13 protein-coding genes are annotated in these 15,990 nt (G+C 71.3%); 10 read left to right on the top strand and 3 right to left on the bottom strand.

What is annotated here, in order from left to right:
* Positions 1-259: 259 nt before the first annotated feature.
* The 3 genes from ACFWXQ_RS38040 to nudC all read left to right on the top strand — a co-directional run bounded on the left by ACFWXQ_RS38040 (position 260) and on the right by nudC (position 6,282).
* Positions 260-3,835: a UvrD-helicase domain-containing protein gene (locus tag ACFWXQ_RS38040; protein ID WP_383941095.1), complete on the top strand. Its 3,576-nt coding sequence runs from the start codon at positions 260-262 to the stop codon at positions 3,833-3,835.
* A gap of 10 nt (positions 3,836-3,845) precedes the next feature.
* On the top strand, positions 3,846-5,249 hold the full coding sequence (locus tag ACFWXQ_RS38035; protein WP_383941097.1) for a dipeptidase: 1,404 nt from the start codon (positions 3,846-3,848) through the stop codon (positions 5,247-5,249).
* An 85-nt stretch (positions 5,250-5,334) separates the two neighbouring features.
* Positions 5,335-6,282, top strand: coding sequence for an NAD(+) diphosphatase (gene nudC, locus ACFWXQ_RS38030; RefSeq protein WP_383941100.1), 948 nt, complete (start codon positions 5,335-5,337; stop codon positions 6,280-6,282).
* A 12-nt stretch (positions 6,283-6,294) separates the two neighbouring features.
* Here the strand turns inward: nudC and ACFWXQ_RS38025 are convergent, their stop codons facing one another.
* The gene (locus ACFWXQ_RS38025) at positions 6,295-6,537 is read right to left on the bottom strand and encodes a mycoredoxin (RefSeq protein WP_055610529.1); all 243 of its coding nucleotides are present in this window, start codon (positions 6,535-6,537) and stop codon (positions 6,295-6,297) included.
* 135 nt (positions 6,538-6,672) lie between these two features.
* On the opposite strand from ACFWXQ_RS38025, the gene ACFWXQ_RS38020 reads away from it, so the two are divergent.
* The 5 genes from ACFWXQ_RS38020 (at position 6,673) to ACFWXQ_RS38000 (ending at position 10,650) form a co-directional block, all read left to right on the top strand.
* Complete coding sequence (locus ACFWXQ_RS38020) at positions 6,673-8,982, top strand: ATP-dependent DNA helicase UvrD2 (protein ID WP_383941105.1); 2,310 nt, start codon at positions 6,673-6,675, stop codon at positions 8,980-8,982.
* Positions 8,983-9,144: 162 nt separating this feature from the next.
* Positions 9,145-9,459 (top strand): hypothetical protein, encoded by a 315-nt coding sequence (locus ACFWXQ_RS38015; RefSeq protein ID WP_383941107.1) that lies wholly within the window; start codon positions 9,145-9,147, stop codon positions 9,457-9,459.
* A gap of 175 nt (positions 9,460-9,634) precedes the next feature.
* The gene (locus ACFWXQ_RS38010) at positions 9,635-10,003 is read left to right on the top strand and encodes a WhiB family transcriptional regulator (protein WP_099499760.1); all 369 of its coding nucleotides are present in this window, start codon (positions 9,635-9,637) and stop codon (positions 10,001-10,003) included.
* Entirely contained in the window at positions 10,000-10,323 is a 324-nt protein-coding gene (locus ACFWXQ_RS38005; RefSeq protein WP_383941109.1) for a hypothetical protein, read from the top strand. The genes ACFWXQ_RS38010 and ACFWXQ_RS38005 overlap by 4 nt, the downstream gene beginning before the upstream one ends.
* Positions 10,324-10,440: 117 nt before the next feature.
* Positions 10,441-10,650, top strand: a complete 210-nt coding sequence (locus ACFWXQ_RS38000; protein ID WP_383941112.1) for a hypothetical protein — start codon at positions 10,441-10,443, stop codon at positions 10,648-10,650.
* A 76-nt stretch (positions 10,651-10,726) separates the two neighbouring features.
* Here ACFWXQ_RS38000 and ACFWXQ_RS37995 read toward each other — a convergent pair whose 3' ends face one another.
* Together ACFWXQ_RS37995 and ACFWXQ_RS37990 are read right to left on the bottom strand one after the other, a co-directional pair.
* On the bottom strand, positions 10,727-12,121 hold the full coding sequence (locus ACFWXQ_RS37995) for an ABC1 kinase family protein (protein WP_383941115.1): 1,395 nt from the start codon (positions 12,119-12,121) through the stop codon (positions 10,727-10,729).
* A complete protein-coding gene (locus tag ACFWXQ_RS37990; protein ID WP_383941141.1) occupies positions 12,114-13,307 on the bottom strand; it encodes a TOMM precursor leader peptide-binding protein in 1,194 nt (397 codons plus the stop codon). Before ACFWXQ_RS37990 ends, ACFWXQ_RS37995 begins: the two co-directional genes overlap by 8 nt.
* Positions 13,308-13,517: 210 nt before the next feature.
* Here ACFWXQ_RS37990 and ACFWXQ_RS37985 point away from each other — a divergent pair, with 210 nt between their 5' ends.
* Together ACFWXQ_RS37985 and ACFWXQ_RS37980 are read left to right on the top strand one after the other, a co-directional pair.
* On the top strand, positions 13,518-14,114 hold the full coding sequence (locus tag ACFWXQ_RS37985; RefSeq protein ID WP_190229728.1) for a M48 family metallopeptidase: 597 nt from the start codon (positions 13,518-13,520) through the stop codon (positions 14,112-14,114).
* Positions 14,115-14,268: 154 nt separating this feature from the next.
* The gene (locus ACFWXQ_RS37980) at positions 14,269-15,987 is read left to right on the top strand and encodes a TerD family protein (RefSeq protein ID WP_383941118.1); all 1,719 of its coding nucleotides are present in this window, start codon (positions 14,269-14,271) and stop codon (positions 15,985-15,987) included.
* The last annotated feature ends 3 nt before the right edge of the window (positions 15,988-15,990 follow it).

Here is a 15,990-nt window from a genome sequence, read left to right as displayed (position 1 = left end):
CGAGCGACGGCATGGTCGGGAGGGTGACGGTCGTGGTCGGGAGGGTGACGGGCGTGGTTGGGCGACGGCCACGGTCGAGTGACAGTGCGTGGGCCCCCGGAGAGTGTGCCGGCATCCGCCGTAGCGAAGGCTCCGCCGTTCGAAGGGCTCCCGCCGTACGCGAAGTGACGTACGGCACCACGCGTGCTGACCAGCGCATCCTCCGGCCCGGCCACCGATTCGGCACCCGCTGTCAGTGGGCGCGGCTAGCCTCTCTGACGTGCCAGCCCGTATCTCTGATCCCGAGCAGCTCAAGGAGCTCCTCGGCATCCCGTTCACCCCGGAGCAGACGGCCTGCATCACCGCACCGCCCGCCCCGCAGGTGATCGTGGCCGGCGCCGGATCCGGCAAGACCACGGTGATGGCCGCGCGCGTGGTGTGGCTGGTCGGCACCGGACAGGTCGCCCCCGAGCAGGTCCTCGGCCTGACCTTCACCAACAAGGCGGCGGGCGAACTCGCCGAGCGCGTACGGAAAGCCCTCATCAGGGCGGGCGTCACCGACCCGGACGTGATCGACCCGGACAACCCGCCCGGCGAGCCGGTCATCTCCACCTACCACGCCTTCGCGGGCCGCCTGCTGACCGACCACGGACTGCGCATCGGGCTCGAACCCACCGCGCGTCTCCTTGCCGACGCGACCCGCTACCAGCTCGCCGCACGCGTCCTGCGCGAGGCACCCGGGCCCTACCCCGCGCTCACCCGCTCCTTCCCCGACCTCGTCAGCGACCTCCTCACGCTCGACGCCGAGCTCGCCGAACACCTCGTACACCCCCAGGACCTGCGGGCCTACGACGCCGCACTGCTGCGGGACCTGGAGAGCGTCAAGCTCACCAACGCCGACCTGCGCAAGGTCCCCGAGACGGCCGCCGCCCGGCGTGAACTGGCCGAACTAGTGGGCCGCTACAGGGCTGCCAAACGCGAGCGCGACCTTCTCGACTTCGGCGACCAGATCGCCCTCTCCGCGACCCTCGCCAGCACGCGCCCCGAGGTCGGCGGCATCCTGCGCGACGAGTTCCGAGTGGTCCTGCTCGACGAGTACCAGGACACCTCCGTGGCCCAGCGCATCCTCCTGGCGGGCCTGTTCGGCAGCGGCACGGGCCACCCGGTGACCGCCGTCGGCGACCCCTGCCAGGCGATCTACGGCTGGCGCGGCGCGTCCGTCGCCAACCTCGATGACTTCCCCGAGCACTTCGCCCACGCCGACGGCCGCCCCGCGACCCGCCAGTCGCTCAGCGAGAACCGCCGCAGCGGCGGCCGCCTCCTCGACCTCGCCAACGGCCTCGCCGAACCCCTGCGCGCCCTGCACGCGGGCGTGGAGGCCCTCCGCCCCGCCCCGGGCGCCGAGCGGGACGGCATGGTGCGCTGCGCCCTGCTGCGCACCCACGCCGAGGAGATGGACTGGCTCGCCGACTCCATCGCCCATCTGGTACGCACCGGAAAGGCGCCAGGCGAGATCGCCGTCCTGTGCCGCACAGCGACCGACTTCGCCGAGATCCAGGGCGCCCTCGTCGCCCGCGACATCCCCGTCGAGGTCGTCGGCCTCTCCGGGCTGCTGCATCTGCCCGAGGTCGCCGACCTGGTCGCCGTCTGCGAGGTCCTCCAGGACCCGGGCGCCAACGCCTCACTGGTCCGCCTGCTCACCGGCCCGCGCTGGCGCATCGGCGCCCGCGACCTCGCCCTCCTGGGACGCAGGGCCCGCCTACTCGTGTCGCACGCGCGCGTAGGGGCCGACGACGACCCCGACCGGCGGCTCGCCGCCGCCGTCGAGGGCATCGACCCAGCCGAGATCATCTCGCTCGCGGACGCCCTCGACACGTTCCTGGAGACACCCCTCGGCGGCCACGGGGACGACGACGGCCTGCCCTTCTCCGCCGACGCCCGCGTACGGTTCGCACGGCTCGCCACCGAACTGCGCGACCTGCGCCGCTCGCTCTCCGACCCGCTCATGGACGTCCTGCACCGCGTCCTCGCCACCACCGGTCTGGAGGTGGAGCTCTCCGCGTCCCCGCACGCCCTGGCCGCCCGCCGCCGCGAGACCCTCTCCAACTTCCTGGACATCGCCGCGTCCTTCGCCGCCAACGACGGCGAGGCCACCCTCCTCGCCTTCCTCGGCTTCCTGCGCACCGCCGCCCAGTACGAGAAGGGCCTCGACAACGCCCTCCCCGGCGGCGAGAACACCGTCAAGGTGCTCACCGCGCACAAGTCCAAGGGCCTGGAATGGGACGTCGTCGCGGTCCCGGGCCTCGTCACCGGCACCTTCCCCAGCAGCCAGGGCCGCGAGAAATGGACCGCACAGGGCAAGGTCCTGCCCCACGAACTGCGCGGCGACGCCGACACCCTGCCGGACATCGGCGCCTGGGACTCCCGCAGCATGAAGGCCTTCCACGAGGCCATGAAGGAGCACCAGCACACCGAGGAACTCCGCCTCGGGTACGTCACGTTCACCCGCCCCCGCTCCCTGCTGCTCGGCTCGGGCCACTGGTGGGGCCCCTCCCAGAAGAAGCCCCGCGGCCCCTCCGACTTCCTGCAGTCCCTGTACGACCACTGCGAGGCCGGGCACGGCGAGATCGAGGCCTGGGCGGACGAACCCGAGGAGACCGAGGAGAACCCCGCGCTGCACGAGGCGGGCGGCGACCACGCCTGGCCGCTCCCGCTCGACGACGCGGCGATGGCCCGCCGACGGGCGGCCGCGCAGACGGTCCTGGCCCACCTGGAGTCCGGCCACTCCCACGAGACGGCCCACCCCTCGTCCCACGACGCCCCGGAGTCGTACGACGACCCGGACTGGCCGCCTCCGCCCGAGGACGACGAACCGCCTTACGACGAGCCCCCTTACGGGGAGGACGACTTCCCCGATGAGCTTCCCTACGGGGAGGACCTCCACGAAGAGACCGATCTCACGGACGAGGCAGCCCGGGGGGACTGGGACTCGTGGACCCCGAACCGTCCCAGGGTTCCGCACCCCACTCCGTCCCCGGACGCGCACTCCACCCGCTCCCCGGACGCGCGCCCGCACCCTCCGGAGACGCCGCGCCCTGCTTCCGAGAGCAGGCGCCTCACCCCCGAGGAAGCCCGTACCGTCGCCTCCTGGGACCGTGACCTGGACGCCCTCGCCGGAGAGCTCCTGCGCGCCCGCGAACGCGTCACGGACGTCACCCTGCCGGCCTCCCTGACCGCCTCCCAGCTGCTGCGCCTGGCCGCCGACCCGGACTCCTTCGCACAGGAACTGGCGCGCCCCATGCCGCGCCCGCCCCAGCCGGCCGCCCGCCGCGGCACCCGCTTCCACGCCTGGGTCGAGGCCCGCTTCGAAGAGCTGCGACTGCCGATGCTGGAACCGGAGGAACTGCCCGGCAGCGAGGCCGAGATCGCCGACGAACGCGACCTGGAAGCCCTCAAGGACGCCTTCGAACGCACCCCGTACGCCCACCGGACCCCCTACCGCGTCGAGGCCCCCTTCCAGCTCGCGATCGCCGGACGCGTCGTACGGGGCCGCATCGACGCCGTCTACAAAGAAGACGACGGCGACGGGACGACGTACGAGATCGTCGACTGGAAGACCAACCGCGCCCGCGACGCCGACCCCCTCCAGCTCGCCCTCTACCGGCTCGCCTGGGCCGAGCAGCGCGGCGTACCCCTGGACTCCGTACAGGCCGCCTTCCTGTACGTGCGCAGCGGCGAGGTCGTACGCCCCGAGGGCCTGCCCGACCGGGCCGCGCTGGAGCGGCTCCTCCTCGAAGAACCACCCGATGGGGTCCCCGAGGAACCGCCGGACCAGCACGCGCGCGTGGACGGCTAGGCTCGTGACCATGAGCAAGACTCCGGACAGCGCCGTCCGCGCGTACATCGAGCAGCACCGTGCCGCCTTCCTCGACGACCTCGCCGAGTGGCTGCGCATCCCGTCCGTGTCGGCCCAGCCCGAACACGCAGCGGACGTACGGCGCAGCGCCGACTGGCTCGCCGCCAAGCTCCAGGAGACCGGCTTCCCGACCTGCGAGGTCTGGGCGACACCCGGCGCCCCGGCCGTCTTCGCGGAATGGCCCTCCGACGACCCGCAGGCACCCACGGTCCTCGTCTACGGACACCACGACGTACAGCCCGCGGCCCTCGAGGACGGCTGGGACAGCGACCCCTTCGAGCCCGTCGTCCGCGGAAACCGCCTCCACGCGCGCGGGGCCGCCGACGACAAGGGCCAGGTGTTCTTCCACACACTCGGCGTCCGCGCCCACCTCGCCGCCACCGGCCGCACCGCCCCCGCCGTCCACCTGAAGCTGCTCATCGAGGGCGAGGAGGAGTCCGGCTCCCCGCACTTCCGCGCACTCGTCGAAGAGCGGCAGGACCGCCTCGCCGCCGACGCCGTGATCGTCTCCGACACCAGCATGTGGTCCGAGACCACTCCCACGGTGTGCACCGGCATGCGCGGCCTCGCCGAGTGCGAGATCGAGCTCCACGGGCCCGACCAGGACATCCACTCCGGCGCCTTCGGCGGTGCCGTACCCAATCCGGCCACCGCCGCCGCCCGCCTCGTCGCCGCCCTGCACGACGAGCACGCGCGCGTGGCGATCCCCGGCTTCTACGAAGGCATCGCCGAACTCACCGACCGCGAGCGCGAACTCTTCGCCGAACTGCCCTTCGACGAGGCGGAGTGGCTGCGCACCGCCAGGTCGACGGCCACCCACGGAGAGGCCGGACAGACCACCCTGGAGCGGATCTGGGCCCGGCCGACCGCCGAGGTCAACGGCATCGGCGGCGGCTACCAAGGCCCCGGCAGCAAGACGATCATCCCGTCCTCCGCCATGGTGAAGCTCTCCTTCCGGCTCGTCGCCGGACAGGACCCCGACCACATCGAGAAGATCGTCCGCGCCTGGACCGCCGAGCGGCTGCCCGCCGGAATCCGCCACGAGATCATCTTCGCCGCCGCCACCCGCCCCTGCCTCACACCGCTCGACCACCCGGCGCTGCAGTCCGTCGCACGCGCCATGGGCCGCGCCTTCGAGCAGGAGATCCGCTTCACCCGCGAGGGAGGATCAGGGCCCGCCGCGGACCTCCAGGACGTCCTCGCCGCACCGGTGCTGTTCCTCGGCATCTCCGTCCCGTCCGACGGCTGGCACGCACCCAACGAGAAGGTCGAACTCGACCTGCTTCTCAAGGGCGTCGAAACCACCGCCTACCTGTGGGGCGATCTGGCCGAGAACTGGCGCGATGCACACTGAAGAGGCCCCGTCGAACACGTCCTGCCGTACAGCCGCCGAACCACCCGACGAAACAACCGTTCCACCGGGGGAGTTGGAAGCACCCGTGACCACCTGGACCGACCACACCGCCGACCGTCCCATCTCGCTCACCGCCCCGAGCGGCATCGACCGGGCCGCCCACCACCGGCTCGACGAGGCCTGGCTCGCCGCGGCGTGGAGCCACCCCACCACCCGCGCCTTCGTGGTCTCCGGCGGCCAGGTCCTCATCGACGAGACGGCGGACGGCACCACCGAACTCGTCATGACCCCGTCCTTCGAGGCGCCCCTCACCGAGGCGCACCGCTACTTCCTGGGCACCGACGACGACGGCGTCAGCTACTTCGCACTCCAGAAGGACGCCCTCCCGGGCCGTATGGACCAGTCCGCGCGCGCGGCCGGCCTGCGCGAAGCCGGCCTGCTCCTCTCACAGCGCGACGCCGGCCTGATGGTGCACGCGGTCGCCCTGGAGAACTGGCAGCGCCTGCACCGCTTCTGCTCCCGCTGCGGCGAACGCACCGTGATCGCGGCGGCCGGCCACATCCGCCGCTGCCCCGCCTGCGGCGCCGAGCACTACCCGCGCACCGACCCCGCCGTGATCATGGCCGTCACCGACCACGAGGACCGCATCCTCCTCGGCCGCCAGGTCCACTGGCCCGAAGGCCGCTTCTCCACCCTCGCCGGCTTCGTCGAGCCCGGCGAGTCCATCGAGCAGTCGGTCCGCCGCGAGGTCTTCGAAGAGGCCGGCATCACCGTCGGCGAGGTCGAGTACATCGCCAGCCAGCCCTGGCCCTTCCCCTCCAGCCTCATGCTGGGCTTCATGGCCCGCGCCACCTCGGCGGAGATCAACGTCGACGGCGAGGAGATCCAGGAAGCCCGCTGGTTCTCCCGCGAAGACCTGCGGGCCGCCTTCGAATCCGGGGAGGTCCTGCCTCCGTACGGCATCTCGATTGCGGCCCGCCTGATCGAGCTCTGGTACGGCAAGCCCCTGCCGACGCGCGGAGCGGCCGCCTGAGGCACGTACCGACTACGCGCCGATCTTCTGCTTGACCTGCGCCAGCGAAGGGTTCGTCAGCGTCGAACCGTCCGGGAAGAGGACGGTGGGAACCGTCTGGTTCCCGCCGTTCGCCTTCTCCACGAAGGCCGCCGACGCCGGGTCCTGCTCGATGTTGATCTCGTTGTACGTGATGCCCTCGCGGTCCATCTGGCCCTTCAACCGGCGGCAGTAGCCACACCACGTGGTGCTGTACATCGTCACAGTGCCCAGCATGTCTCTCATGCTCCTTCGCTGCAGGGGAGTGCGTCTTCGCAGTCATGGAACGTACGCGACCTGGCCACCATTCCCGTACGCGGCAAGGGAGAGAGCCGGTGCACACGGCGCGGGACGGCTCCGGTGAAAGGGGCGGTGCCGTCGCCGCAGGGCAGGGCGCCTGCCGCATTAGTACGACTGCGAGCACCTCCCTGTGGACAACCGGCGCACCCGTCTCCGCCGACCTGGCAGCATGGCGGGGTGACAGCAGCAACGCATTCCACCCTCTTCCCGCAGGCCCCCGACACGGCCGACGCGGTACTGGAAGGGCTCGACCCCGAGCAGCGCGAGGTCGCCACCGCCCTGCACGGCCCGGTGTGCGTCCTGGCGGGAGCCGGTACGGGCAAGACCCGCGCCATCACCCACCGCATCGCCTACGGAGTACGCGCCGGGATCCTCCAGCCCTCCAGCGTGCTCGCCGTCACCTTCACCAACCGCGCCGCCGGAGAGATGCGCGGCCGCCTCCGCCAGCTCGGTGCCTCCGGAGTCCAGGCCCGCACCTTCCACTCCGCAGCCCTGCGCCAGCTCCAGTACTTCTGGCCGAAAGCAGTCGGAGGCAGCCTGCCCCGGATCGTCGACCGCAAGATCCAGCTCGTCGCCGACGCCGCGGCCGGCTGCCGTGTCCGCCTCGACCGCGGCGAGCTCCGGGACGTCACCGCCGAGATCGAATGGTCCAAGGTCACCCAGACCGTCCCCTCCGACTACGCCGCCGCCGCGGCCAAGGCCGGCCGCGAAGCCCCCCGCGACCGCGCCGAGATCGCCCAGCTCTACGCTGCGTACGAGGACCTCAAACGCGACCGCAGCGTCATCGACTTCGAAGACGTCCTGCTGCTCACCGTCGCCATCCTCCAGGACCAGCACGACATCGCCGAAGCGGTCCGCGCCCAGTACCAGCACTTCGTCGTCGACGAATACCAGGACGTCAGCCCCCTCCAGCAGCGCCTCCTCGAACTGTGGCTCGGCGAGCGCGACAGCCTCTGCGTCGTCGGCGACGCCAGCCAGACCATCTACTCGTTCACCGGCGCGACCCCCGACCACCTCCTCGACTTCCGCACCCGCCACCCCGGAGCCACGGTCGTCAAACTCGTCCGGGACTACCGCTCCACGCCCCAGGTCGTCCACCTCGCCAACGGCCTGCTCGCCCAGGCCCGCGGCCGCGCCGCCGACCACCGCCTGGAGCTGATCTCCCAGCGCACCGCGGGCCCCGAACCCGGCTACACCGAGTACACCGACGAGCCCGCCGAGGCCGAAGGCGCCGCCCGCCGCATCCGCGACCTCATCGCCTCCGGCATCCCCGCGAGCGAGATCGCGATCCTCTTCCGTACGAACTCGCAGTCCGAGATCTACGAACAGGCCCTCGCCGACGTCGCAGTGCCCTACCAACTGCGCGGAGCCGAGCGCTTCTTCGACCGGCCCGAGGTGAAGAGAGCCATCCACGCCCTGCGCGGAGCAGCCCGCTTCGGGGGCAACGACTCACTCCTCGACGACGCCCCCGACCTGCCCTCGCAGGTGCGAGCCGTCCTGTCGGGAGACGGCTGGACCCACCAGCCCCCCGCGGGCTCCGGGGCCGTCAGAGAGCGCTGGGAGTCCCTCGCCGCCCTCGCCCACCTGGCCCAGGACTTCGCCGCCGCCAAACCCGACGCCACCCTGGGCGACCTCGTGGCCGAACTCGACGAACGCGCCGGCGCCCAGCACGCCCCGACCGTCCAGGGCGTCACCCTCGCCTCCCTCCACTCCGCCAAGGGCCTGGAGTGGGACGTCGTGTTCCTGGTCGGCGTCGCCGAAGGCATGATGCCGATCACCTACGCGAAGACCGACGAACAGATCGAGGAGGAGCGCCGCCTCCTCTACGTCGGCGTCACCCGCGCCAGAGAGCACCTCTCCGTCTCCTGGGCCCTGTCCCGCTCACCCGGCGGCCGGCCCAACCGGCGACCCAGCCGCTTCCTCGACGGACTGCGCCCCGGCTCCGTCACCACGGCCAACCGCGGCGGCCCGGCGGGCCCCCTCGGCGCGGGCGGCATCGAGCGCGGCGCTCCCGGCAGCGCCCCCGGCGTCACACGACGGGCGAACCGCACCCCCGCCCGCTGCCGGGTCTGCGGCCGCACCCTCAACGACGCCGGTGAGATGAAACTGATGCGCTGCGAGGACTGCCCCTCCGACATGGACGAAGGCCTCTACGAGCGGTTGCGCGGCTGGCGGGCCGTCCAGGCACAGCGCAGCGGGCAGCCGGACTTCTGCGTCTTCACGGACAAGACCCTGATGGCCATCGCGGAAGCGGTGCCGTCCACTCCGGTCGAGCTGTCCCGCATCCCAGGGGTCCGCGCCCGCAAGCTCAACCGCTACGGAGACGACGTTCTCGCCATCTGTGCAGGTCAGGAACTTGAGGACGGCGCGGACGCGGACTGATTCAAACTCGTCGAGAAAATAGTTTGCGCATGCCCCAGCAATCCCCATAGGTTCTAAAGCACGGAAACGGCGGCCTTCTCGAAGGCCCTGGTTTCGTGCTGTACTTAATAACCGTCGGACCGGCTCGCCCGGTCCCAGAGACGCCGAGAGGAGGCGATTCCAGTGATCAGCATCAACAGCAGCTCCGTCAGCACCGTCAAATTGACCGATTGCTCGGTCGTCTCCACGTGCCTGCTCGGCTTCTCGAACCTGGGCACCGGTCTGTCCGGCATTGCCGCCGTCCGGCCGGCGTCCTCCGTGTCTCTCTCGGGTCTCCCTGTCCGTGAGCGCAATGAGCGACCGATGAAGGCACTGGAAGCAGTAGAGGCACAGGCGCAGGCCTATGCCTTTGCGGCCACCGGTGCCGGAGCCGCCAAGCAGACGCACCACACGATGTGGGCCTTCCGTGGGCCTGAACCCTGGAGTGATCCAGCCTGATCGACGATCAGGCCGGCGCCTTCAGGGCCGCGGAACCCCACCCGGGATCCGCGGCCCTTCTGTTTGTCCCCGACCAGGGACGACAGAGCGAAGGGGCCTCGGGACAAGAAAAGAACCCGGTACCAGCCGCCAACCGGCCAACCGGCCGGCACGACCAGACGAGGAAGAACCAATCGTGCAACTCGAAGCGCACGCCCCGTCCGTACCGCCTTCCGAAACGATCCCCCCGCCCGGCCTCACGGAGGACTCCACCTTGACCCCGCTCACTGCGCTCACCGCGCTCGACGACGCCATCGAGAACCTCGGCGTACCCGTCCCCTGCCGCTCCTACGACCCGGAGGTCTTCTTCGCCGAGTCGCCGGCCGACGTCGAGTACGCCAAGTCCCTCTGCCGCACCTGCCCGCTGATCGAGGCCTGCCTCGCCGGCGCCAAGGAGCGGCGTGAGCCCTGGGGCGTCTGGGGTGGCGAGCTCTTCGTCCAGGGCGTCGTTGTCGCCCGGAAGCGGCCGCGTGGCCGCCCGCGCAAGAACCCGGTTGCGGCATGAACACCCTAGGAACGATCGATCGCCCCCTGACGCACGACCCCAAGAAGCAGGTCCCGATGAAGCCGTCCACCAGCGAGCCCGCCGGCTCCGCAATCCCAGACTTCACCTCCACCGGCGCGAACGACACGCGCCAGAACAGGACCCGAGAGATGCAACTCATCCCAGAAGCCCTGGCTCGTGCGCATATGCACGACCGGCTGCATGAGGCGGAGCAGGAACGCCGGGCGATGCGCCTGGTGGCCGCTCGCCGCATGCAGCGCCGTGCCGAGCGCGCCTCACGCCGCGCCCGCCGCGCACTGGCCATGGCGGTCATGCAGTAGAGCCGTTCTCGCAACGGCAGCACAGGCAACAGCTGATGCGGGGGCCGGTCCGAACGGACCGGCCCCCGTGGTGCGTTGTGCCTCTCCAACCGCGGATCCCGGAGTTATCGTCACCACGTGACGAGTCTTCCCGGGGACAGTGACAGCGGCGGCTCCACCGCGGAGCCCCGGCCCATCGTGTGCGCCCGCTGCGGCGCGACATCAGAGGACCCGCCACTCACCTGGACCTTCTCCGTCGAGAACGGCGCCCGCCACTACATCTGCGACGACTGCGCCCGGACCAACCTCAGAGCGATCGAGGGCCGACTGGACTCGGCTTGGTGGTGAACTTCGGAGTCCTCTTGGGGCCCCTCCCCCTCCCCCCGCCTTCCACCCCTCCCGCTCAAAGAACGGCAGCCCGAACTCAGGCCTCAGCCGCTGATTCGCCCTCCGGCAGTGTCTCGTCGTCGTCCAGTGCGAACCCCGGCAGCCACTCCTCCAGTTCGTCACGCAGTCGTACCGTCGCTCCCAGCTGGCACAGCACACCGATGGTGCTCAAGGTCACCCGGTGTATCAGCAGGTACGCCGGGGGCAGGTTGAGCTGCTTGCCGAGTTGGTGTGCGGGGGAGCGGGGGTCGGCGATGCGGGCCGCCTGGCTGCGCATCCAGCCGCGGGTGAAGGTGAACTCGTCGGCCTGGGCCGGCTCGATGATGGGGAGCAGGTAGTCCAGAACGGCGTCCGGGTCGAGTTCTATGGACTCCTTGACGAAGCCCTCCTCGCGGAGCAGGTCGTAGACCGCCTCGGCGTCGCCGTCGAGGGTCATACGGAGCGAGTCGCCGATAGTCGGAGGCAGGCCGCCGGGCAGGCGGTCCACCGTGCCGAAGTCCAGGACGCCCAGCCGCCAGCCGCCCTTGCCGCCGGGGCCCTCGGCGTCCTCGGGGTCGTCCGGCAGGAGGCGGAAATTGCCCGGGTGCGGGTCCGCGTGCAGCAGGCCGGTGCGGGACGGGCCGGAGAAGAGGAAGCGGGCCAGGAGCTGGCCTGCCCGGTCGCGCTGTTCCTGCGTGCCGTCGGTGATCACCTCGGACAGGGGGATCCCGTCGATCCACTCCGTCACCAGGACCTGCTCGCACTGGTGGACCACGGCCGGCACCAGTACATCCGGGTCGTCCGCGAACTCCTCCGCGTGCGCCCGCTGTGCCTGTGCCTCCAGGGCGTAGTCGAGCTCCTCGGACACCCGGTCGCGCAGCTCAGCGATGAGCGGCTTGATGTCCATGCCGGGAATCAACGGCCCCAGAAGGCGGGCAAAACGGCTCAGTTGGTTCAGGTCGGACAGCAGGGCCTCGCCCGCCCCGGGGTACTGCACCTTGACCGCGACCTCCCGGCCGTCGTGCCACACCGCCCGGTGCACCTGGCCGATCGAGGCCGCCGCGGCGGGCTTGTCCTCGAACTCCAGGAACAGGTCGTGCCAGTCCTCGCCGAGCCGCTCCGCCAGCACGGAGTGCACCGTGCGGGTCGGCATCGGCGGGGCCGCTTCCTGGAGTTTCGTCAGCGCCGCGCGATAGGGGCCCGCGACCTCCTCGGGCAGCGCCGACTCGAAGACGGACATGGCCTGTCCGAACTTCATGGCGCCGCCCTTTAGCTCGCCGAGCACCTTGAAGAGCTGCTCCGCCGTGCGCTGTTGCAGCTCGCGGCCCACGAGCTCGGCGGACTTGCCGCCGATTCGTTTGCCGAGTCCCCAGGTGGCCCGCCCGGCGAAGCCGAGCGGTAGTGCGGCGAGCTTGGCGGTTCGGGTGACCGCCTTCCGGGGAAGATCAGACATGCGCCCTCCAAGTACCGGACAGCCGTGCCGCGTGCGGCTGTTGCCCGGCCATTGTCTCGTGCGGCCCTTCGTCGTCCGAGGTCTGCTCCCCCTTAACTTTCTCCGCGGCCCCGCAGCGGCATGCGGGATGCTCCCACACCGGCGTCGAGTGCCAGTCGAAACCAGGCACCGAGACCTCCCAGCGGGCCCCCGCACTCGACGGCTGTTCCCCGTCCAGAAAAGCGAGCGCATGCCCCGCGGCCAGCCCGGCGACCGCGGTGGACAGCGCCAGATCACACGCCGGTACGTGCCGGGACTGGGCGGAACGCCACTGTGCCAGCAGGCGTGGCCACGTCGGGTCCCGGTCGGTGCGTCCCAGATCCAGGCAGCCCGCGCAGGCCGTGTCGCCGGGCAGGACGAGCGGGCCGACGACTCCTGTGCCCTCCACCACCCCCGCGTACAGATGGGGTGTTCCGGAGTCGATCAGGGGCTCGGCGGCCGACGGGTCGGGCGCGTGGATGGCGAGACCGTCCCGAGGCGTGATGATCACGAGGGAGAGGCCCGGATCCTCTTCCTCGGGAGCCGGGCGCGCGCTGCCACGCCGGGGCGGGCGGTTCGGTGCCGCACGGCGCACCGCACGGCGTGCGGCCTCGTCCCTGCGCTCACCGATGGATTCGACGGGCAGCCCGCCCGGAGCCACGTCCCACGGCTCGACGCAGCCGCCGTCGTGCACGTCGACCTGGCCCACGCCCGCTCCCGCCAGCGCCGCGGCCAGGACCACGCCGACCCGGCCCGCGCCCCGCACCTGTACGCGCAGTGAGCGGCGGGCGGCCAGCCGGCGCATGGCCTCGCCCGGTTCGGGAGCGACCAGGGTGAGCGATGCGGCATCGGGCCGCAGCCGGTCCAGGACCGCCGGTTTCTTGCGCAAAGCATCGGCGGCCGGGCCGCCGCCCGTCGCGTCGTCCAGCAGTCCCGCCTGGGCCAGTCGCTCCACGAGACCGTCGACATGGCCGTCGGGCAGACCCATGCGGCGACCCTCGTCGCGTAACAGAGGTAGTCCGCGTGTGCCGTCGAACAAGGTCAGGAGACTGCCTGTCGCCGTGTCCATCGGGCCGAGCACCATCGCGTGTGCGGGTGCCATCCCGAACTGCACGGTGTTGAGATCCCGCCAGCCGCGCCGCAGCGCGGGTTTCACCATCGGATGCATGAGCGACCCCCGTACGTCCCCGTTGCGCCGGCGGGTGTTCGTCATGCTCCGCCGGTCGAATGTCAGCATGCCCGCATTGCCCGGCGCGTGCCGAAAGTTGTCCACAGGCAGTGGATATTCGTCGTACAAATCGAGCGCGTGGGGTGCGGTTCGGCATCGATGCGTCCCGGAGGCGGGACTTCCCCCGTGTGCAACGGGTAACGTCGGGGCGTGCCCGCCGACCCACTGCACCGCGCCGGAAACCCACAGCGCAGCACGACGAGCCAGCCGCCAAGCGGCTCGGGGGCGAGCGCGATCGAGGTCCGCAGGAGCGCGCGACGGCGCAGAACGGTCTCCGCGTACCGTGAAGGCGATCGCACCGTCGTGCTCATCCCCGCCCGGATGTCCGAGGCGGAGGAGCAGCGCTGGGTGAGCGTCATGCTCGACAAGCTGGCCGCCCAGGAGAACAAGCGGGTGCTCGGCGACACGGAGCTGTCCGAGCGGGCCGCGCGGCTCTCCGATCTGTACTTCGACGGCCGGGCCCGGCCCACTTCGGTCCGCTGGGTCACCAATCAGAACACCCGCTGGGGCTCGTGCACCCCCGCCGAGGGCAGTATCCGTCTTTCGCACCGGCTGCAGGGCATGCCCGAGTACGTCGTGGATTACGTCCTCGTCCATGAACTCGCGCATCTGCTCGTTCCCGGCCACGGCCCCGACTTCTGGCGGCTTCTGGAGGCCTATCCGCGGACCGAGCGGGCCCGCGGATACCTCGAAGGAGTGGTCGCCGCCGACCGGCTGCCCCACCTGCCCGCCACCCGCGGCGAGTGACGTCGGCCCGACGCCCGTCCGGCACCGAAACGCTGGCCGGACCCCTCGAAGCAGGGATTCTGTACCGGGTCTGTACCGGCTTGGTCCGCGGCCGGATTTTGCCGTTAGCCTGACGCGACGCACTTGTATTCGGGATGGGGGACGGTCGTTACGCATGGCCAGGGAATTCCAACGCGGCCACAAGGCCAAGATCAGTGACCTCACCGCGGGCACCGATCTGTACGTAGGTGTGCAGATCACCGGCCCCGGACTGACCTTCGACATCAGCTGCTTCGGTCTGGACGCCGACGAACAGCTTTCGGACGACCGGTTCTTCGTCTTCTTCAACCAGCCGAAGACCCCCGAAGAGTCCATCCAGCTTCTCGGTGCGCAGGCGGGCGACACGGAGTCCTTCCGCGTCACGCTCGACAGGATCCCGGCGCAGATCCAGAAGCTGTCCTTCACGGCGACGATCGACGGCACCGGGCAGATGTCGCAGGTCGCCCCCGGGTACCTCCGCATCGTCGCGGGCGGCGAGGAGGTGGCCCGCTACTCCTTCAACGGTGGCGAGTTCTCCACCGAACGCGCCGTGATGCTGGGCGACTTCTACCTCAAGGACGTCTGGCGGTTCGCCGCGGTCGGACAGGGTTTCGACGGCGGGCTCGACGCGCTGCTGAAGAACTTCGGCGGCGAGGTCGCCGAGGAGGAGCCCGCGGCCCCGGCACCGGGGGCCGCCGCGCCCTCGTTCGCGCCGCCCGCCCAGGCCGCCGCACCGCCCGCGTTCGGCGCACCGGCGGGCCCCGCCGTGCCGGCTCCGGCACCGCAGCCTGCCGCCCATTTCGCACCGCCCCAGGGAGCCACGCCACCGCCGGCGCCCGCGCCTTCGGTGCACGCGGCGCCGACCATCATCGCGCCCCTCACCCCGCCCGGCGGTGCCCCGGTACCGCCTCCGGCTCCCGCCCCCGCGCCCTACGGGCAGCCCGGCCAGCAGCAGCCTCCGTACGGCCAGGCCCCCGGCCAGACCGCGCCCCTGCCGCCCGGCTACGGACAGCCGCAGGCACCTCAGGCGCCCCAGGCACCCGTTCCGCCCCCGGGCTACGGCCAGCCGACCCCGCCTCCCGGCTACGGTCAGCAGCCGCCGTTCGGCCAGGTGCCCGGTCAGCCCGGCGCGCCGGGTGTGCCGGGTGCGCCCGCCGCCTACGGAGTGCCTCAGGGCGTTCCCCAGGGAGGCGCCGGTGTCACCGCGGCGCTGCAGGCGTACAAGGAGACACCCACCGGGCAGCGCTGGACCCAGCAGAACAAGAAGATGGTCCGTGTCGACCTAGGCATGGGCGGCGACCAGGCCGTACTGGCCCGCCAGGGCAGCATGGTGCTCTACCAGGGCAAGGTCGACTTCAGCTACAAGGGCGCCGGGTTCTCCGGGCGGATCGTGGGCAACGCGACCGGCCAGGAGATGCAGCTGATGCGCTGCTCGGGCCGTGGCCAGGTGTTCCTCGCGGACAACTCCGCGATGCTGCACCCGATCGAACTGCAGGGCGACGCCGTCTGCGTCTCCGCGGAGAGCGTTCTCGCCTTCGACGAGACACTCCAGTACGAGGTGCGCCGCGTCGAAGGGCACGGCATCCCCGGAGGGGCCCTGTTCACGATGCAGTTCCAGGGGACCGGCACGATCGTCGTCAAGACGCGTGGCGTGCCCGTCGTGCTGCCCGTGACGCCGACGACGTTCGCCGACTGCAACGCCGTCGTCGCGTGGTCCGCCGCCTCCCAGGTGATCGTCTCCAGCCAGGTGCGGATGCGCCGGAACGCCTACCCGGGCGACACCGGAGAGAGCGTGAACCTCCAGTTCCGCGGCGCGCCCGGCAATTTCATCGTCGTCCAGCCGTACGAGGTCTGAGGG

The organism is Streptomyces sp. NPDC058697 (genome assembly GCF_042715345.1).
GTDB classification, from domain to species: Bacteria; Actinomycetota; Actinomycetes; order Streptomycetales; family Streptomycetaceae; genus Streptomyces; species Streptomyces liliifuscus.
Note: the sequence above shows the minus strand (reverse complement) of the source record. Positions and strands in the feature narration are given on the sequence as shown.